Source organism: Amycolatopsis sp. WAC 04182, assembly GCF_003947465.1.
Taxonomy (GTDB): domain Bacteria; phylum Actinomycetota; class Actinomycetes; order Mycobacteriales; family Pseudonocardiaceae; genus Amycolatopsis.
Map to the genome: position 1 here is coordinate 712,891 of NZ_QHJJ01000002.1, position 17,807 is coordinate 730,697.

19 protein-coding genes are annotated in these 17,807 nt (G+C 67.8%); 9 read left to right on the forward strand and 10 right to left on the reverse strand.

The features are described 5' to 3' along the window. Positions 1–197 precede the first annotated feature (197 nt). From DMH01_RS10530 to DMH01_RS43675, 4 genes are all read left to right on the forward strand, one after another. Positions 198–647: an Imm1 family immunity protein gene (locus DMH01_RS10530; protein ID WP_125675508.1), complete on the forward strand. Its 450-nt coding sequence runs from the start codon at positions 198–200 to the stop codon at positions 645–647. A 623-nt stretch (positions 648–1,270) separates the two neighbouring features. After that, positions 1,271–1,576 (forward strand): hypothetical protein, encoded by a 306-nt coding sequence (locus tag DMH01_RS10540; protein WP_125675512.1) that lies wholly within the window; start codon positions 1,271–1,273, stop codon positions 1,574–1,576. A 70-nt stretch (positions 1,577–1,646) separates the two neighbouring features. Continuing rightward, positions 1,647–1,883: a helix-turn-helix transcriptional regulator gene (locus DMH01_RS43670; RefSeq protein ID WP_370323369.1), complete on the forward strand. Its 237-nt coding sequence runs from the start codon at positions 1,647–1,649 to the stop codon at positions 1,881–1,883. After that, positions 1,852–2,160: an AMED_5909 family protein gene (locus DMH01_RS43675; protein WP_370323363.1), complete on the forward strand. Its 309-nt coding sequence runs from the start codon at positions 1,852–1,854 to the stop codon at positions 2,158–2,160. The genes DMH01_RS43670 and DMH01_RS43675 overlap by 32 nt, the downstream gene beginning before the upstream one ends. A gap of 266 nt (positions 2,161–2,426) precedes the next feature. Here DMH01_RS43675 and DMH01_RS10550 read toward each other — a convergent pair whose 3' ends face one another. The 3 genes from DMH01_RS10550 to DMH01_RS42950 form a co-directional block, all read right to left on the reverse strand. Further along, on the reverse strand, positions 2,427–3,311 hold the full coding sequence (locus DMH01_RS10550; RefSeq protein ID WP_125675516.1) for a lytic transglycosylase domain-containing protein: 885 nt from the start codon (positions 3,309–3,311) through the stop codon (positions 2,427–2,429). Between the two features lie 131 nt (positions 3,312–3,442). Continuing rightward, complete coding sequence (locus tag DMH01_RS10555) at positions 3,443–3,925, reverse strand: hypothetical protein (protein ID WP_007033703.1); 483 nt, start codon at positions 3,923–3,925, stop codon at positions 3,443–3,445. A 349-nt stretch (positions 3,926–4,274) separates the two neighbouring features. Beyond that, positions 4,275–4,430, reverse strand: coding sequence for a hypothetical protein (locus tag DMH01_RS42950; protein ID WP_162182762.1), 156 nt, complete (start codon positions 4,428–4,430; stop codon positions 4,275–4,277). A 133-nt stretch (positions 4,431–4,563) separates the two neighbouring features. Between DMH01_RS42950 and DMH01_RS10560 the strand changes: the two genes are divergently transcribed. Further along, the gene (locus DMH01_RS10560; RefSeq protein ID WP_125675518.1) at positions 4,564–5,349 is read left to right on the forward strand and encodes a crotonase/enoyl-CoA hydratase family protein; all 786 of its coding nucleotides are present in this window, start codon (positions 4,564–4,566) and stop codon (positions 5,347–5,349) included. Between the two features lie 10 nt (positions 5,350–5,359). Continuing rightward, a complete protein-coding gene (locus tag DMH01_RS10565) occupies positions 5,360–5,884 on the forward strand; it encodes a GNAT family N-acetyltransferase (protein WP_125675520.1) in 525 nt (174 codons plus the stop codon). Positions 5,885–5,958: 74 nt separating this feature from the next. On the opposite strand, the gene DMH01_RS10570 is transcribed toward DMH01_RS10565, so the two are convergent. After that, positions 5,959–7,107 (reverse strand): CaiB/BaiF CoA-transferase family protein, encoded by a 1,149-nt coding sequence (locus tag DMH01_RS10570; RefSeq protein ID WP_125675522.1) that lies wholly within the window; start codon positions 7,105–7,107, stop codon positions 5,959–5,961. Positions 7,108–7,135: 28 nt separating this feature from the next. Next, positions 7,136–8,287: an acyl-CoA dehydrogenase family protein gene (locus DMH01_RS10575; protein ID WP_125676677.1), complete on the reverse strand. Its 1,152-nt coding sequence runs from the start codon at positions 8,285–8,287 to the stop codon at positions 7,136–7,138. Positions 8,288–8,391: 104 nt separating this feature from the next. On the opposite strand from DMH01_RS10575, the gene DMH01_RS10580 reads away from it, so the two are divergent. The 3 genes from DMH01_RS10580 (at position 8,392) to DMH01_RS10590 (ending at position 11,628) form a co-directional block, all read left to right on the forward strand. After that, positions 8,392–9,006 (forward strand): TetR/AcrR family transcriptional regulator, encoded by a 615-nt coding sequence (locus DMH01_RS10580; protein ID WP_199745428.1) that lies wholly within the window; start codon positions 8,392–8,394, stop codon positions 9,004–9,006. Between the two features lie 103 nt (positions 9,007–9,109). Beyond that, positions 9,110–9,898 carry a hypothetical protein gene (locus DMH01_RS10585; RefSeq protein ID WP_125675524.1) on the forward strand — a complete coding sequence of 263 codons (789 nt, stop codon included), beginning with the start codon at positions 9,110–9,112 and terminating at the stop codon, positions 9,896–9,898. A 116-nt stretch (positions 9,899–10,014) separates the two neighbouring features. Beyond that, complete coding sequence (locus tag DMH01_RS10590) at positions 10,015–11,628, forward strand: succinic semialdehyde dehydrogenase (RefSeq protein ID WP_125675525.1); 1,614 nt, start codon at positions 10,015–10,017, stop codon at positions 11,626–11,628. A gap of 68 nt (positions 11,629–11,696) precedes the next feature. Here the strand turns inward: DMH01_RS10590 and DMH01_RS10595 are convergent, their stop codons facing one another. The 5 genes from DMH01_RS10595 to tesB all read right to left on the reverse strand — a co-directional run bounded on the left by DMH01_RS10595 (position 11,697) and on the right by tesB (position 17,628). Continuing rightward, on the reverse strand, positions 11,697–14,720 hold the full coding sequence (locus tag DMH01_RS10595; RefSeq protein ID WP_125675527.1) for a helix-turn-helix transcriptional regulator: 3,024 nt from the start codon (positions 14,718–14,720) through the stop codon (positions 11,697–11,699). Positions 14,721–14,783: 63 nt separating this feature from the next. After that, on the reverse strand, positions 14,784–14,996 hold the full coding sequence (locus DMH01_RS10600) for a hypothetical protein (protein ID WP_125675529.1): 213 nt from the start codon (positions 14,994–14,996) through the stop codon (positions 14,784–14,786). A gap of 160 nt (positions 14,997–15,156) precedes the next feature. Then, a complete protein-coding gene (locus DMH01_RS10605) occupies positions 15,157–15,366 on the reverse strand; it encodes a DUF397 domain-containing protein (RefSeq protein WP_125675531.1) in 210 nt (69 codons plus the stop codon). A gap of 12 nt (positions 15,367–15,378) precedes the next feature. After that, positions 15,379–16,266: a helix-turn-helix transcriptional regulator gene (locus DMH01_RS10610; protein ID WP_125675533.1), complete on the reverse strand. Its 888-nt coding sequence runs from the start codon at positions 16,264–16,266 to the stop codon at positions 15,379–15,381. Between the two features lie 462 nt (positions 16,267–16,728). Next, positions 16,729–17,628: an acyl-CoA thioesterase II gene (tesB, locus tag DMH01_RS10615; protein ID WP_125675534.1), complete on the reverse strand. Its 900-nt coding sequence runs from the start codon at positions 17,626–17,628 to the stop codon at positions 16,729–16,731. Positions 17,629–17,807: the final 179 nt, after the last annotated feature.

The window sequence follows — 17,807 nt, forward strand, 5'->3', positions numbered from 1 at the left end:
CAGCGTACCTAGCGACTTGGGTCACCACCACCGAGTGAAGGTCACACCCCTGCGAATGCCGCTCCGACCTGCGGATATGTCAGATCCAGCATGTGGCATGTCTGAGTTGATATAGACCCGGGCGTCGCGTCCCGTGACCGTAGGCCGAGCACCCCCTGCGGGGTCACAGGACCGGCTTCAATCGACCGACGGGTGACATGGACGACATGATTGTCACGGCATTGCTTTCTTCTGGCGTGGCCCGAGTCACGCGCGGAATGACCGCCTCAATCGCGCTCGTAGACGAAATACTGTCCATTGAGCACATCGATTCGGAAACAACCCTCTCGGTCGGCGAAGTCGAGTTTCACCGCAGCAAGCTTGGACCATTTCCCAACCATCAGTTGAGGATTAGCGTTCGCCCTTCTATCGGCCTGGCGGCGTTGAACTACACAGATCATGACGATGAACAAATGCCTATCGCGAACTCATTCAATCCTAGGCGCCCCCTGCCTAATGAGAACCTCATCTTCAATGGTTCAATCGGATCAGTATTCCCGCGATCGGCAGCAATTTCTATCGTCGACGCGCGTGGCGCGTTGATCGAATGGCTCGAAACAAGAAAACGCCCTACCTGCATTCAATGGCGGCCATACGACCAATACTAAATAACCTGCTACGGGAGCAGTCGTGAGCGACGAACTACGCCCGGGACATTTCGCCGGACTGTACATTAGCTGGCATCGAAGCCAGCACGACGGCTTAGACCACGCCGTGACGGATGAAGAAGTGAAACGCGGGCTTGATGTCGGGTCACGTGGGCAATATGAGTCGTTATGCGGGCATCTGCTTCTGGTTACATCGATGCTAGTTCCGCGCGGAACACCCTGCCGCAGGTGTCACGCATTCTTAAGAGCACGCGCAACCCTTCCGACAATTGAGCAGCGGATGCGACGCCCGGCGCGTCACCGAAAATCTTCAAATCATATCCCAATTCCCAGGTCTCCCGCTGGACGCCATCACGCCTTGAAGAGGAAAAAATGACTGCGCCACTACTCTTTGCCCGTCCTCGTCCTGGCAGCATGGGGGAATCGCGACGGCTAGTGCACCTATTTGGCGTTCTTCCCGAAGGTGTGCAACCTGAACGGATGGCCGCGTTATGCGGGGAAGAATTTGGGCCCGGAGTACTTCAATTGCTTGAGGCCCCGTGCGGCATGCCGTGCTTCGCATGCCTACAACTCACTACCGATAAGACACTCGGGGATGATTCCCCTCAGATTACCGCCTAGAAGTGAAGGTTGCTGACTCTCTCATGTTCAACTTCCCTTTTTCTGCGATCAGCCTGTGGCTACTTGGATTTATGTATTTCAGTCAGCATGCCTACGAACGCCTGTCGGAGTCGATGCCATGGCAATGGTTTCAGGGGCACACCAAAGGGCGAGCCATTGTCTTGTCGGTAGCCATTGGTATCGGCTGGCCCGCCGTCGTCATACTCAAGCAGTTCGAGGGGGTGCCTTTCGTCATGAAGGCTGCCGATTTCGTGACTCGTCCGTCTTTCAAGAGGTCGCAAGGTAATGGCGATGCCACAGGTAAATAGTGGACCTGAAACGTATTCCCCTATCGATCTGCCGGATATTGACAATGGGCGGCGTGTACCTCTTGGGATAATGATTTCGCGAGTCCGCCTCTGGCGCCGCTGGTCTCAGAATGAGGTTGCTCTTAAGGCGGACATGAGGCCGCAGACCATAAGTGAGATCGAGTTGGGCAAGAGAATGCCAAAGAGCGTTCCGAAGATCATGAAATTGGCGGACGCTCTGGAGATGCCGCGTGAGCAACTATTCAAATGGATAGTGAACGAGTTCGAATATCAAGATGCGCGGAGCGCTAAACGTCGTGAACAATGAAGCAGTAGCGGGTTTCCCGCGACGGTACGATGATGCACTGCGTGTCGCAAGGGAGAAAAGGCCGGAACTAAACGCCACTCTTAGTGAGTGGCTTGAGTTTCACAAGTACGTTGCCGAACTGTTTGCCGCTGTAGCCGAGTCTGATCCGTGGAACGCGCGCCGATGTCATTTTATCCGAGAGCGGCAAATTGCGTATGCGGACCATATTGCGAAAACAATCTCGGAACTGCCTGACGGTGAGGATCCACGGGTCGCATGGGAGCTGCGAAACACATAGGCCGCGCATATCCACTTTCATGCTTCCGTTAAAGTCACCGCTCCTGCCCTAGTCACGCGCGGGAACTAGCGGAATCCAAGGTGGGGAGCGGCGGTTCACGATCCAGGCTGCGATGAACCACCTGCGGTGAGCATGAGTGCCAGAGTCGAGCCGCCCACCCTTGAGGCGCGTAGGGGTGGGCGGCTCCTCGTACGTGAGGCCGCATCCGGCCTCAGGCGGTACAGTGTTGTTGGTTGACTCAGACGATGCCTAACCGTCCTTACCACTCACGAGCGGGCGGCAACGGCCTTCGCGTAGTCGTCCGCCAGCCCGAAGACCTTCTGCGCGTACTCGGTCGAGTTGTTGTACGACAGGATCCCCTGCCACCACCCCGAGGCGGCCGACATGTCCCGGTTGTTCACGCACAGGTAGCGCGCCGCGGCCAGCGTCGCGTCGTCGATCTGCTGCGGGTCGCCGAGGCCGTCGCGGTTGCCGTCGGCGGCGTACCGGCGCCAGGTGCTGGGGATGAACTGCATCGGGCCGACCGCGCGGTCGACGGCCGCGTCGCCGTCGAACTGGCCGCCGTCGGTGTCGCCGATCGCCTTCACGCCGGGCGATCCGTCGAGCGGGACGCCGATGATCGGCTTCGACGGCCGTCCGTCCTGGCCGAGGACGGCGCCGCCGTACTGGCCGTGGTTCGACTCGATCCGGCCGATGCCCGCCAGGGTCGCCCACGAGATCTTGCAGTTCGGCTGCATCTGGCGCATCGCCAGTTCGGCGTTGCCGTACGCGAGCAGTGCCCTGGCCGGGATGCCGGTGGCCTGCGCCGCCCGCTCGGTCCAAGCGGCCAGCGGGTCCTTGCCCGGCTTCGGCTGCGCCTGCTGAGGCGCGGTCTGCTGGGTGGCGCCGCCCGCGACGGTGGCGTTGACCGGGGCGACCGAACCGGGTTTGACGTCCGCCGCCTTGACCTGCAGGGCGGGGATCTCCATCGTCGTGGGGCTCGCGACCGGGGCGGACGCCTTGGTCACCAGCCAGATCCCGCCGCCGGCGAGGCCGAGCACGGCGAGCACGATCACGAGCCTGCCGAAGACGGCGGCGCCCACCCCGCGGCGTGGCGGAGCGGGCGTGGCCGGGTCGGCGACGAGCTCGTCGTTTTCCGGGGTGGTGCGCACGAAGCGGGTCCTCCAGCGTGGGCGGCGATCACGACCGATGCTCGAACAACGAGCCCGCGCAGGTTAGCGTTACGCGCTGGTCGAGATCGCCCCTGCCACGCCGGTTCACCCGCGCGTGCGAGAAGTTCTCATCAGGCGGACTTCTGCTGCCTCGCCAGCCGCGCCACGCACCAGGCCGGGGCGCTGCCGCGGCGGAGGTGCTGCAAAACGGTCATCGGGCCGAGACGGCGGCTCAGATCGGACGGGGCGAGCCCGGCCGCGCGGTAGTCGAGCGCACGCTGGTCGAGCGGGCTGATGCCGGCGTCCCACCAGGCCTCGGCCTCGGCGACGCCGCCGACCATCTGCCACCAGCCGGCGGCCGCGACGAGCAGGTCCTGCGGGACCTCCGGGAGACGACGGCGCATCGCGTCGAGGTAGCCGGGGTCGGCGGCCTCGACCGGCGCCCAGCGCGCCTGACCGGACTGCTGACGCTGGCCGGGGATTCCGGGAGCCTGTCGCGGCACATCGGCCAGCCACGCCGACGCGATGCGGTCGGCCTCCTGCTCCTCGGGGGTCTGCTCGCGCTCGGCGGCCCACTGCCGGATCAACGCATCGACTCCGGGATCTCCGGTCATCCCTGCCTCCTCATGATTCCCCGACTGACAAGTCCTGACTTACTTGCCCGGCTGAAAGTTCCGCTGCCCTGGGGCTTGCACCTGCGGAAACTCCTCGCCCAGGAGGCCGCTCCGGCGCCTGGAGGACCAACCGATCACGCAATGTGAGCACCGTAGGGGCGCGGAGGTCTTTTCCGCCAGAGCTTCCAGGGCACGAATTCGTCGACCAGCGGGTTTTCGGGGGCAATCCACCCGGATGGTCGAGTCATTCGACCGAAATCCGAAGCGGGTGACTCTGCGTGATAACAGCAGGTGGCTGCGCACGGTGATCACCGGCGCCACCAGGGGCACCGGTGATCGACGCGAGGGATCAGGAGAAGAGGCTCCGGACGAACGTGACGATGGCTTCGGCACCGGACCGGAGCCAGCCGAGCGCGGTGTGGACGGCGTCGGCGGATTGCGTCGGCCTGCTGATCAGAAAGAAGAGCACGAGCGCGACGACGGCGATGACAACGAATTTCTTCAAGCCGGGCGACATGGCTCCATCCCATCACACCGTAGTGTCCAGACGATGACTCCGCGCGCACTGCGGACTTTGTCACCACTTTAAGGAGAATCGGGCCCTGTTGCCCACCCGGATTTCCTCGAGGGAGCGATCGATGAGCGAAAACGTTCTCGTCCACCGGGACGGCCCGGTGACGACGGTCACGCTGAACCGCCCCGAGTCGCGCAACGCCGTGGACGGACCGACCGCGAGCGCCCTGGCGGACGCGTTCCGCGCGTTCGACTCCGACGAGGAGGCCGCGGTCGCCGTCCTCACCGGTTCGGGTGACGCCTTCTGCGCCGGAGCCGATCTGAAGGCCGTCGGCACCGGCCGCACCAACTCGCTCAGCCCGGCGGGCGACGGGCCGATGGGCCCGTCGCGGATGGCCCTGTCGAAGCCGGTGATCGCCGCGGTCCGCGGGCACGCCGTCGCGGGCGGTCTGGAACTGGCGCTGTGGTGCGATCTCCGGGTCGCCGACAGCACGGCCGTCTTCGGCGTGTTCTGCCGCCGCTGGGGGGTGCCGCTGATCGACGGCGGCACGGTGCGCCTCCCCCGGCTGATCGGGCATTCGCGGGCGATGGACCTGATCCTCACCGGCAGGCCGGTCGAGGCCGACGAGGCGCTCGCGATCGGGCTTGCGAACCGGGTCGTGCCGGACGGCGAGGCCCTGGCGGCCGCGCAAGCGCTGGCGCGCGAACTGGCCGCGTTCCCCCAGGCGTGTCTGCGGGCGGATCGCAAATCCGCGTACGGCCAGTACGGGCTCACCGAAGACGAGGCGATGCGCGCCGAGTTCTCGAACGCGCTGATCGGCGGCGGGCTCGCCGAGGAGGCCGTCGCGGGCGCGAGCCGGTTCAGTGACGGCGCGGGGCGTCACGGCAGTTTCGAGGGTGATCGGTCCTAAGGTCTGTCGGATGACAGAAACCGGAGTCGCGCTCAGACCGGTGTACGAAGACGACCTGCCGATGCTCGAAGCACTGACGAACGATCCGCGGGCCGCTGGCACGTTCGAGTGGCACGGCTGGCACGACCCGCACTTCCTGCGCCGCCGCTGGGCCGAGACCGGCATGCTCGCGGCGGACAACGGGATGCTGATGATCGAGCTCGACGGGCAGCGGCTCGGTTTCGTCTCCTGGCACAAGACCAGGACGGGCTCGACGTCGTACTGCTGGAACGCCGGGCTCGTGCTCATCCCCGAGGCACGCGGCCACGGCTACGGGACCGAAGCCCAGCGGCTACTGGTCCGCTATCTCTTCGCGCATACGCAGATGAACCGGGTCGAAGCGTCGACCGAGGCGGGCAACCTCGCCGAGCAGCGCTCCCTGACGAAGGCGGGTTTCACCCGGGAGGGTGTGCTGCGCGGTTACGGGTTCCGGGACGGGGCCTGGCGCGACCACATCCTCTATTCGATGCTGCGGTCCGATCTCAACGTGGGCTGAAAGCGTCCTTCACCGCGTGCGATGCGGTGAAGGACGCTTTCGCTGCGTCTCATGCGGGGAAAGTCCCCTTCAGCTCACGCGATCGCCCCGGCGGCCCGGAGCCGTTCGATCCCGGCGGCGTCCACGCCGAGTCCGGCGAGGACCTCGGCGGTGTCGCCGCCCTTGGGCCTCGGCGGTTCCGGCGTCTCGGCAGGCGTGCGGTCGAACCGCGGCGCCGGCGCGGGCTGCAGCATGCCGCCGACGTCGACGAACGTCTTGCGCGCGACGTTGTGCGGATGCGACGGCGCCTCCTTCGGGGAAAGCACCGCCGTCAGGCACGCGTCGGTGCCTTCGGCCTTCGCGACCAGTTCGTCCCGGGTGTGCTTCGCGACGGCTTCGGCGACGATCTTGCGCAGCTTCGGCCACTCGTTCTTGTCGACGTGGACCGGGGTCTCCTCGGGGTCGAGCCCGAGCACCTTCACCAGGTCGCCCCAGAACCGCATCTCGATCGCGCCGATGGCGACGTATTTGCCGTCGGCGGTCTCGTAGGTGTCGTAGAACGGCGCGCCGCCGTCGAGCATGTTCTCGCCGCGTCCACCGGACCACAGCCCGGAATCCAGCAGCCCGTGCAGGCTGGTGGTCAGCAGCGCCGCACCGTCCACCATGGACGCGTCGACCACCTGTCCCTTGCCGGACGTCTGGCGTTCGAACAGCGCCGCCAGCACGCCCATCGCGAGGAGGAGGCCCCCGCCGCCGAAGTCACCGACGAGGTTGAGCGGGACCACCGGCCGCTGCCCGGCGTGCCCGATGGGTTCGAGCGCGCCGGAGATGCCGATGTAGTTGATGTCGTGCCCGGCGACGGTCGCCAGCGGGCCGTCCTGGCCGTAGCCGGTCATCCGGCCGTAGACCAGCCGCGGATTGCGGGCGTGGACCTGTTCCGGCCCGATGCCCATCCGCTCGGCGACGCCGGGGCGGAAGCCCTCGATGAGCACGTCGGCGTCGTCGGCGAGTTTCAGCACCAGTTCGACCCCCTCGGGGGTCTTGGTGTTGATCCCGATCGACCGCCTGCCGCGCGCGAGCGGATCGTTCGGGAAGCCGATGACGTCGTTGCCCGGTGTCGCCCGGTCGATCCGGACGACCTCCGCGCCGAGATCGGCGAGGATCGTGCAGGCGAACGGCGCCGGGGCGAGCCCGGCCAGTTCGACGACCTTGAGCCCGCTGAGCGGGCCGGCCTTTTTCGCCACGTTCTTCCTTCCTACGCCAACGGTTTCTCTACAGCGTGCGAGAGATGATTTCCTTCATGATCTCGCTGGTACCGCCGAAGATGCGGGAGATCCGGATGTCCGCCCACGCGCGCGCGATCGGGTACTCGGTCATGTAGCCGTAGCCGCCGAAGAGCTGCAGGCAGTCGTCGACGACCTTGTTGACCCGCTCGGTGGTCCACAGCTTCGCCATCGCCGCGCCCTGCACGTCGAGTTCCTTGCGCAGGTGCCGTTCGATGCACTGGTCGAGGAACGCGCGGGACACCGCGGCCTCGGTCGCGGCCTCGGCGAGCTTGAACTTCGTGTTCTGGAAGTTGTAGACCGGGCGGCCGAAGGCCTGGCGGTCCTTGGTGTAGGCGATGGTCTGGTCGATCGCGGCCTCCATCCCGGCGACCGCGGTGACCGCGATGATCAGCCGTTCCTGCGGAAGCTGCTGCATCAGCTGGATGAAGCCGAGGCCTTCCTGGGCGCCGAGGAGGTTGGCGACGGGGACGCGGACGTCGTCGAAGTTCAGCTCCGCGGTGTCCTGCCCCTTGAGGCCGATCTTGTCGAGGACGCGGCCGCGGCTGAAGCCGGGCGTGTCGGTTTCGACGGCGATCAGCGAGACACCCTGCGCGCCTGCCTCCGGGTCGGTCTTCACCGCGACCACGACGAGATCGGCGTGGAAACCGTTGGTGATGAACGTCTTCGCACCGTTGATCACGTAGTGGTCGCCGTCGCGCACCGCGCGGGTCTTGATGTTCTGCAGGTCAGAACCGGTGCCGGGTTCGGTCATCGCGACCGCGCCGACCATCTCGCCCGAAGCGAACTTCGGCAGCCACGCCTTCTTCTGCTCTTCGTTCGCGTACTCGAGGATGTAGTGCGCGACGATTCCATTGTGGACGGTGACGCCCCACGCGCTGTCACCGGACCGGGCCTGCTCTTCGTAGAGCACGGCCTCGTGGGCGAACGTGCCGCCGCCACCGCCGTACTCCTCCGGGATGGACAGGGCCAGCAGGCCGACCTCGCCCGCCTTCGTCCACAGCTCGCGGTCGACCTTCTTCTCGGCCGCCCAGCGCTCCTGGTTCGGCACGAGTTCCTTCTGACAGAAGGTCCGGGCGAGGTCCCGGAGGTCTTCGAGCTCCGTCGTGCTCCACGAACTCTTCTGGATCTGCAAGGGCACGGCCAACGCCTCCTGATCGGACCTGGAAAACATGACGCTTAGGATGTAAGTTCCATTCGGAATGTACATCCGTACCGAGCTGCACGTAAAGGGGGCCGGATCCGGTGAGTGTGCTCGGCAGGACCCACCGCACCCAGGCCGAGCGGCGCGAGCAGACCCGCACCGCGCTGCTCGACGCCACCATCGACTGCCTGGTCGACCTCGGCTACGCGCGCACCTCGGTCCAGGAGATCTGTGCCCGCGCCGGCGTTTCGAAGGGCGCCGTGCAGCATCACTTCTCCGCGAAGGCCGAACTCATGGCGGCCGCCGTCGAACATCTGACGGAGAAGCTGCGGGGACGCCTGGCGGCGTCGATCACGGCGCTCCCCGGCGGCTCGTCGGGGGTCGCGGCGGCGATCGACCTGCTGTGGGAGGGCTACTCGGGCACGCTGTCCACGGCCGCCACGGAACTCTGGGTCGCGGCGCGCACCGACCCCGAACTCCGCGAAGCGATCCGCCCGGTCGACAAGGCTTTGGGCCGCTCGACACTGGAGCACGTCACCGCGGTCGCCGGGGATCTGCCGAAGGAACGCGCGGAGATCCTCTTCTGGCTGACCGTGAACCTCACGCGCGGGCTGGCGCTGGACGCCGAACTCGGTGGCGACCCGAAGCGACGGCGGCAATTGCTCGACGAATGGAAACGCGTCGCGGTGATGTTGTACGAGGACACCTCCGCCTAGCACGCGCGAAAGCACCTGACCAGAGCACAGCTGACACTTATCCCGTCGGCCGATCCGTGGTGGAATTCCTTGCTGGACAACAGAACCGGCGGAGGAGTCGACCATGAACGCGCCGCAGCAGCAGCCGTACCAACCGACTGGCCCGTTCGGCGCAGGGCAGCCCGCGCGACCGCCGTCGGATCTGCGGCTCCCCCGCCTTTTCGCCGCGATGATGGGGGTTTTCGCCGGCCTGCTGGTCCTTATCGCGACTTTTCTCCCGCAATCGACGTACGAGCAGGTTTCCGACGGCAAGACCGTGTCGAAATTCGCCGAGACCGGCTGGACGCGGACCTTCGACATCGAACCGTCGGCGGAGGAGAAGGAGTTCTACGACAAGACGCATGTCGCCCGCTACGGCATTCCGCTGTCGGCCGCCGCGTTGACCCTGTTCGCCGGGGCCGCGGTGGGTTTCGCCGCGTACCAGCGCACTTCGGGCTCGCCCGCCGCGACGACGTCGAGAACGCTGCTCATCGCGGGCGGGGCGGGAACCGCGGCCGGTGTCTGGATGCTCGGTATGGACATCTCGGCGAGCCTGAGCTTCGGACAGGACACGGGCCGGTTCGTCTCGCGTTATGGGACCGGGAGCGGATTCTGGATCCTGCTCGCCGGCGGGCTCGTGGCGTTGCTCACGATCGGGCTGGCGGTGGTGGCGAACCGGCGTGAACCGGCGCCGCCTCCTCAGGCCCCTTACCCGGCCACCTACCCGCCTTACGCTCCCGGCATCCCTCAGCAGCAGTATCCGCAGGCCCACGAGCCGCCGTCGCCCCCGACGCCGCCCGCGGGATCCGCGTTGCAGCAGCAGGACATCCTGCGCCCGTCCCCGGACAATCCGCCCCGACCCGGTAATATGTGAAACTGATTCATATCCGCGCTGGACAGTCTCCATACCGGCGGTATGCTGTACTCGTCGGTAACACCTGGGCTCTGCGTGGCGCCTTCCGGCTCCGCGCGGCATGGAACGGAGACGGCATGACGAGCACGACACCGGCGAGTGCGGGCCAGCACACCGAAGGACCGTCCACCATCGGAGGCGTTCCCGGCGCCCCCGCCATGGCGAAGGCGGAACGACTCGTGCGCCGGGTCGTGGGCGGGGCGGACTCGGCGCCGGTCCAGATGCGCGCGCCCTTCACCGGGCAGCCGATCGCGACCCTCCCCCAGGCCACCGACGCTGACGTCCGCGTGGTGTTCGACCAGGCGCGAGAGGCTCAGCGCGCGTGGGCCGAGCGGCCGGTCGAAGACCGCCAGCGCATCCTGATCCGCCTGCACGACCTGGTGCTGAAGCGGCAGGAGGAGGCGCTTGACCTCGTGCAGATCGAGGCGGGCAAGGCGCGGATGGACGCTTTCGACGAGGTCAGCGCCACCGCGCTCGTGGCCGCCTACTACGGCAAGCACAGCGCGAAGTTCCTGTCGCCGCGCCGCGCCGCCGGGCTGATCCCGGTGCTGACGAAGGTCGGCGAGATCCGGCACCCCAAGGGTGTCGTCGGGATCATCTCGCCGTGGAACTACCCCCTCGCGCTGACCGCGATGGACGTCCTGCCCGCGCTCGCGGCGGGGAACGCCGTCGTGCAGAAGCCGGACAACCAGACCGCGCTCTCGGCGCTGTGGCTGCAGGAGGTCGCCGAGGAAGCCGGGCTGCCCGCCGGTGTCTGGCAGATCGTGCTCGGCCGCGGCTCGCAGATCGGCGACGCACTCGTCGAGGAATCGGACTACCTGTGCTTCACCGGGTCCACGCCCACAGGTAAGGGTCTCGCCGCGAAGGTGGCGGAGCGGCTGACGAGCTACTCACTCGAACTCGGCGGCAAGAACCCGATGATCGTGCTGCCCGACGCGGACATCGCCAAGACCGCGACCGGTGCGGTGACCGCGTGCTTCTCCTCCGCCGGGCAGCTGTGCGTCTCGGTCGAACGCATCTACGTCCACGAGTCGATCCGCGAGGAGTTCACGCGCGCCTTCGTCGCCAAGACCGCCGCGCTGCGGCTCGGCGGCGCCCTGGACTACCAGGCGCAGATGGGCTCCCTGACCTCCGAGGCCCAGCTGGAGACGGTGTCGGCCCACGTCGAGGACGCCCGGTCGAAGGGCGCGAAAGTGCTCACCGGCGGCAAGGCCCGGCCCGATCTCGGCCCGCTGTTCTACGAGCCGACCGTGCTCACCGATGTCACCGAGGACGTCAAGCTGTTCGCCGAGGAGACCTTCGGGCCGGTCGTGTCGATCTACGGCTACACCGACGTCACCGACGCGATCGAGCGCGCCAACGACACGAAGTTCGGCCTGAACGCGAGCGTGTGGTCGCGTAACGGCCGCGCGGGCTGGGAGGTCGCGGCGCGGCTGAAGGCCGGAACCGTCAACGTCAACGAAGGCTTCGCGGCGACCTTCGGGACCGTCGGCCTGCCGATGGGCGGCATGAAGGAGTCCGGCGTCGGTCGGCGAAACGGTGCCGAAGGCCTGCTCAAGTACACCGAGGCCCAGGCGATCGCCTTGCAGCGCGGAATGCCGCTGCGCCCCGGCCGCGGAATCCCGCCGAAGCTCTGGGTGCGGGCCCTGAGCACGAGCCTGAAAGCGCTCCGCCGCCTCCCGCGCCGCTGACCCCGCATTTCGTCCTCTGAATGCGGTAGTTGCGCGTGCAAGGACCGCATTCAGAGGACTGAACTCGGCTAGGGAGAGGTCGGAGCGGCCAGCAGGCCCCGGTCGTAGGCGATCGCGACCGCCTCGGCCCGGCGGCTCGCGCCGAGTTTCGCCATCACGCGCGAAAGGTGGACGCTCACCGTCTTCTCGCTGATGTAGAGCTCTTCGCCGACCTGCCGGTTGGTCCGGCCGAGCGCGACGCGCTCCAGCACGTCGCGTTCGCGGTCGGTGAGCGGATCGACGACGTCACGACGCGGCGCCGCGACTTCGCCGGGAAGCTCGACGCGCGCCCGGTGACTGAGCTCCCGGACGGCTTCGCGCAGCGGGCAGGCGCCCAGCCGATCGGCCACCGCGTGCGCGGCCAGCAGCTCCGACGCGGCGAGCGCGGTGTCGCCGTCCGAAGCCAGCAGCGATTTCGCGTGCTGCAGGCGGCACATGGCCTGCTCGTACTCCGCGCCGTACCCGAAGGCCTCGACCGCCTTCGCCCACAGCGCCGGGTCTCCCGCGCCGCGCAGGCAACTGCCGAGCGCCTCCAGCCGGGCGAGCCACGCCAGCGCCTCAGGCCCCAGCGACACCGAACGCGGGATGCCGTGTTCGGCGCAGTGGCGGCCGTGCGCGAGCAGCTTCTCGCCCGATTCCACCGCGGCCTCGGCCGTCGCCAGATCACCGCGGATCCGCGCTTCGGCGGCCTGGGCGACGGCCGCCGTGAGTCCGTGCACGCTGATCCGGATCCCGCCGAGCACCGCGGGTTCGACCTCTTCGAGCCAGTCGATCAGGTCACGCGCCTGACGCACGGCGCCGGCATGGTCTCCCCGCCACGACGCGAGCTGGATCGCGGCGTCACCCGACGCGAGCGCGATCGAGTAGTCCGCGCTCCAGTGCTGCCGGAGGCTGGGGAGGATCTTGTCCGCGTCCGCGAACCGGCCCCTGCCGACGACGAACTGCGCCCAGATGCTCAGGAACCGCCCGGCGACGACACTCGAAACACCCCGGCCCGCGCGGCCTGCGTCGTCGTCTTCCGGCCAATCCCCGCTGACATACCGCAGTGTGAGGTGTTTGGTCCGCAGCTCGATGCCGAACGAGCTCCAGGTCAGGCCGGTCTCCTTGGCCCGCTTGATGCCCTTGGCGTAGTACTTCAGCGCGGAATGGATCTCGGCCCGGTCGTCGTAGCTCAGCCCGAGGAAGTGCAGAGCCCGTAGCTCGCCGTTGAGCGCGCCGGAATCCCTGGCCTTCCGCTCGGCCTCGCGCAGCCGCTCCCGCGCCTCCTCGACGTCGCCCGCCGAATCGGCCAGCGTCCCGAGCGAGACCAGCGCCGCCGCCTCCGCCCCGCCCGCGCCGACGGCCCTGGCGTCGGCGACCGCGGCCAGTGCGCACTGCAGCGCCTCGTCGTGCCGGTCGATCAGCCGCAGGATCCCGGCGCGGGTGGCGAGCACCCAGGCTCGCGCGGCACTCGCCTCGGTGTGCTCGACCAGCTTCCAAGCCTTGTCGATCGCCTCGACGACCTCGTCGATCGTGCCGTCGACCGAAAGCAGCGCCTCGGCGTGCCGTCGCCAGACCTTGGCGGCCCGCTCGTTGCCGGTGTCCGGGCCGAGTGCCTCGGTCGCGGACCGCGAATAGGCGACCGCGCGCTCCGGCTCCCCCGACGTGCTCGCGAAATACGACGCCTCGTGCAGGAGGCGGAGCTCGTCGACGTCCGACGGCCGGTCCGCCGCGGGCACGGCGTCCCAAATGGACAGTGCCTGCTCGACGTGCCGCAGCGCCGAACCGGGCGCGCCCAGCTTCTCCGCCTCGTCCATCGCGCGCAGCAACGCGGCCAGCGCGGTGACGAAATCCTTGCTCTCCATGCTGTGGTGCGCGAGCCGCGCGTCCTGGCCACGGCCTTGTGTGCGGTTGCGGATGCGTGCCGCGTACGCCGCGTGCATGCGCACCCGCTCCCCCGGCAACAGGTCGCCGTAGACCGCTTCCTGCAGCAACGCGTGGCGGAAGGTGTAGAAACCGTTCTCGATCACCAGTACGTGATGCTGCACGGCCTCGCGCAGCGCCTCGTCGAGTTCGAGTTCGTCCAGCCCGGAGATCTCGGCGAGCGCGGCGTGCGCCACCGCGTCCTTCGCGACCGAGACCACGCGCAGCACCCGGCGCGTGACCTGGGAAAGCTGTTCCACCCTGGCTAGGAGCACTTCGGCCAGCCCGGCGGGGAGCTCACGGCAGTCCTTCGCGGACGCGAGCAGCTCCTCGACGAAGAACGGATTGCCCTCGGACCGGGAGACGATGTCGGCGATCAGGTCCTGGCCGATCGGCTCGTCGGCCAGCGCCTCGACGAACGCGCGCGCGTCCTCGGCGCCGAACGGCTTGACCTCGACGCGTTCGACGGCGCCCAGCCGCACCACCTCGGACAGCACCGCCCGGAGCGGATGCCGCCGGTGGACGTCCTCCTCGCGATAGCTCGCCACCACCAGCAGCCGCTGGGTGCGCAGCCGCGTCAGCAGGAAGGACAGCAGGTTCCGGGTGGAGCCGTCGGCCCAGTGCAGGTCCTCCAGCAGGATCACCACGGGCCGGCGCTGCGCGATGACGGTCAGCACCCCCAGTACCGCGTCGAACAGCTGGAGCTGGCCGAGGTCCTGTTCGGGACCGAGCCGTTGCGTCGACACCCGTTCGCTCGCGGTGAGCTGACCGTCTTCGATGGCGGGGTAGTCCTCCGCCTGCTGCATCTGCGGGAGCAGCCTGCCCAGCGCCGGCCGGGCCCGGACCGCGGCGGTGACCGCGGGATCGGACGTCGTCGCCAGCGGCGCCAGCGCCTCGGCGAACGGAAGATAAGGAAGACCGCCCTCATGGACGTCGATACAGCGCCCGGTGAGCACCAGGGCGCCCGCGCCCGCGGCGTACTCGCCGAGCGCGGTCAGGAGACGGGTCTTGCCGACGCCGGCGTCACCGGAGAGCAGCACCGCGCCGGCCTCGCCCCGTTCTGCACGGGCGAAGGCGGCGCGGAGCTGCCGCATCTCCTGTGTGCGGGCGACGATCGGGATTCCGGAGCCAAGACGGGGCACGAGGTGCATTCTTGCCTACCGGGCCGACAACTTCGCCTGGGTTTTCGCCGAGAGCTTCATCGCACTCGACCTCTACCGGGTGATCTCGCCGCTACGGGCGGGCGCCTGCCGGGCCTCGCGGCGTTCCTGGGCGGGCACCCGGACCTCGGCGCGGTGCGCGCGGATCCGCCTGCCTGCCCGGCGGGCCCGGTCGACCCATACGCTGCGGCCCGCTCGCTGGAGCTCTTCGCGGCGGTACTCGACCTCGGCCAGTACCCCGGTGAGCAGAGCGTCGTTCGTGTTCATCTTTTCCCCTTAGGAACTCACTACCTGGTTTGGTAGTGATGAGATTCGTCCTGAGGGGTGCCTCGCGGCATCGGGTGATCACCTACACCCGGACGTGATTCGACCCCTTACGCCGGCCCATCCCCTGCTCGGGGGGCGTAAGGGGTCGAGTTCAGCGGCTCTAGTCGTGAGCGGGGCCACTCGTGCGCACGGCGCCGAGCAGCCCGCGCCAAGCCTGCGGCGAGAGGCGGAAGGCACCTCCCTCGGGGTCCTTGGAGTCGCGCAGCGCGGCACCGGAACCGGTGAAGGCGACCTCGACGCAGTCGTTGCCGCCCCCGCTGTGGCTGCTCTTGAACCACCGGGCCTGGGAAAGATCATCGTTGGGCGTCATGCTCCCCACTCCTTACTTCGTTTCCAGGGACTTCTCCGGAAGGGCCGCCTGTTCGGCGAACCTTCCGGCGGCCTCGGCGATCACCTCGACCGAGTCGTCCGGCTTCAACGCGGCGGCACGCAGATGGTCGAACATCAACGCGTATCGCCGGACGTCCGGGGGTTCCTCCAGGTAGAGCCCGCTGGAGGTGCTGTCGACGTAGACCACGTCGGTGTCGGCCAGTTCGGGGAAGCCCATGATGAGGAACGGACCCTCCATCCCGGGATGGGCCCCCGCGCCGAACGGCACGATCTGGACGGTCACGTTCGGCTGCGCCGCCATCGTGACCATCCGGTACAGCTGCTCCGCCATGACCTCGGGGCCGTCGACCACGCGATGCAGGACCGCTTCGTCGATGACGGCCCAGTACTCCGGGGGCGAGGGGTCGGTCAGCAGTTCCTGCCGCGCCATCCTCGCCGCCACCCGGCGCCTGATCTCGGCGTCCTCGGCGTCGGGCCGCATCGCCCTGATCACGGCCCTGGCGTATCGCTCGGTCTGCAACAGGCCCGGCACCAGCAGCGCCTGGAAGGCCCGCAGCGAACTCGCGTCCGCCTCCAACCCGACGAAGGTGCCGGTGAACACCTCGTTATACGCGTGCCACCAGCCGCGTTTGCGGGCTTCCCTGGCCAGCTGGACGAGCGCTTCCTGCTCGTCGCCCGCGATGCCGTACAGCTCGAGCATGTCGCGCGCGTCGCGCGGGGTGACGCCGACGTGTCCCGTCTCGATCCGGCTGACCTTCGACGCCGAGCATTCGAGCTTCTCGCTCACCTCGTCGATCGTGAGGTCGGCCGCCTCGCGCAACCGCCTCAACTCGCTCGCCAGCCGCCGGCGGCGCACGGTGGGTCCCTGACCCCTCGTCATCACGGCACCTCCACAAGCTGTCCGAGCACCAACGATCGCGACACGGCGAGGAGAACAGTGTTCAGCAACCTCGCACGAAGCACATCTAACCAGCCCGAGACACATTCGGTGAGATGGTCACACGACCATTTTCCGCCATGCCTCGATTTTCATCCTGCAATTTGCAGATTGCCGTTGTAGGTTGAGCATTGTGCAACGCGGTACGCCCGCCTTCACCGGCGGCAGCGGATCCGCTCGCGGCACGGGCGCGGGGCCGCGAGCTGCACCGATGGGCTTTCGGAAGGATACCCGTCGAAGCCGGATTCACCCCCGGTGCAGGGCCGGAGCCGTCCCCCGATCGGTTCCGGCCCTCCCTTTATGCCCGCACCCCATCGGTAATACTCTGGCTCCAGATGTTAATGCGTTTCGCCATTCCCTCTAAAGGGTGGACAAGACGCCATCAGCGATGCGGAACGTCACCGTTCACACCACCCGCAGAAGACCTTCCTGCACCACGGTGGCGATATGTGTTCCGTCCGCGGCGAAGAACCGGCCGGTCGCCAGCCCCCGCGCCCCCGACGCGGTCGGAGACGCGCTGTCGTAGAGGAACCACTCGTCGGCCCGGAACGGGCGGTGGAACCAGAGCGCGTGGTCGAGGCTCGCGCCGAGCACCTTGTCGAGATCCCAGTAGACGCCGTGGCGTGCGAGGACCGAGTCCAGAAGCGTCATGTCGGAGGCGTAGGTCAGCACGCAGACGTGCAGCAGCTGCTGGTCTGGGAGCTTGCCGTCGGCGCGCATCCAGACCTGGTTCCTGGCGGGCCGATCGCCCGACTTCCTGGTCACCCACGGCGGATCGTTGACGTAGCGCAGGTCGATCGGGCGCGGCCGGTCGAGATGGCCCATGAAGTAGCCCTCGGCCCGCTCCTGCAGCGTCGGGAGCGACTCGGGATCGGGGACGTCCGGCATGGTCTCGGCGTGTTCGATGCCGCCTTCGTCCTTCTGGAACGAGGCGGACAGGGAGAAGATCGCCTTGCCGTGCTGGATGCCCACGACACGGCGGGTGGTGAACGAGCGGCCGTCGCGGATGCGGTCGACCTCGTAGACGATCGGGACGCTCGGGTCGCCGCCGCGGATGAAGTACGCGTGCAGCGAGTGGACCTTCCGCTCCTCGGGGACCGTGCGGCCGGCGGCGACCAGCGCCTGCCCAGCGACCTGTCCGCCGAACACCCGCACCGGCGAATGGGCGGGCGAGACGCCGCGGAAGATGTTCTCCTCGATCTTCTCCAAGTCCAGCAGCGCGACCAGCCGGTCGAGCACGGGCTGACCGCCCACCCCGCCGGCGTTGTCGAAACCGGCCGCGGCTTCCCTGGCCATCTCAGTCATGTCCTGAACTTTAGGCCGTGCGGGTGCCCCGGGCCCGGGTGAGGCGGGACGTTTGTCGCGAAGGCCACCCTTCGGGACACCTGGGACGCTCGGGGCACGCCTACTGACGGGCTGAAGGGGCCCTTCGCCGCATGGCACGCGACGAAAGCTCCCTTCGTCTCGCGAGATGCGGGGAAAGT

What these genes read in the sequence shown, in the direction of transcription:
- DMH01_RS10530 (WP_125675508.1), top strand. Translation starts at nt 198, where the DNA reads ATGGACGACATGATTGTCACGGCATTGCTTTCTTCTGGCGTGGCCCGA.
- DMH01_RS43670 (WP_370323369.1), top strand. Translation starts at nt 1,647, where the DNA reads ATGATTTCGCGAGTCCGCCTCTGGCGCCGCTGGTCTCAGAATGAGGTT.
- DMH01_RS43675 (WP_370323363.1), top strand. Translation starts at nt 1,852, where the DNA reads ATGCGCGGAGCGCTAAACGTCGTGAACAATGAAGCAGTAGCGGGTTTC.
- DMH01_RS10555 (WP_007033703.1), bottom strand. Translation starts at nt 3,925, where the DNA reads ATGACCGGAGATCCCGGAGTCGATGCGTTGATCCGGCAGTGGGCCGCC.
- DMH01_RS10560 (WP_125675518.1), top strand. Translation starts at nt 4,564, where the DNA reads ATGAGCGAAAACGTTCTCGTCCACCGGGACGGCCCGGTGACGACGGTC.
- DMH01_RS10565 (WP_125675520.1), top strand. Translation starts at nt 5,360, where the DNA reads ATGACAGAAACCGGAGTCGCGCTCAGACCGGTGTACGAAGACGACCTG.
- DMH01_RS10585 (WP_125675524.1), top strand. Translation starts at nt 9,110, where the DNA reads ATGAACGCGCCGCAGCAGCAGCCGTACCAACCGACTGGCCCGTTCGGC.
- DMH01_RS10590 (WP_125675525.1), top strand. Translation starts at nt 10,015, where the DNA reads ATGACGAGCACGACACCGGCGAGTGCGGGCCAGCACACCGAAGGACCG.
- DMH01_RS10595 (WP_125675527.1), bottom strand. Translation starts at nt 14,720, where the DNA reads ATGCACCTCGTGCCCCGTCTTGGCTCCGGAATCCCGATCGTCGCCCGC.
- DMH01_RS10600 (WP_125675529.1), bottom strand. Translation starts at nt 14,996, where the DNA reads ATGAACACGAACGACGCTCTGCTCACCGGGGTACTGGCCGAGGTCGAG.
- DMH01_RS10605 (WP_125675531.1), bottom strand. Translation starts at nt 15,366, where the DNA reads ATGACGCCCAACGATGATCTTTCCCAGGCCCGGTGGTTCAAGAGCAGC.
- DMH01_RS10610 (WP_125675533.1), bottom strand. Translation starts at nt 16,266, where the DNA reads ATGACGAGGGGTCAGGGACCCACCGTGCGCCGCCGGCGGCTGGCGAGC.
- tesB (WP_125675534.1), bottom strand. Translation starts at nt 17,628, where the DNA reads ATGACTGAGATGGCCAGGGAAGCCGCGGCCGGTTTCGACAACGCCGGC.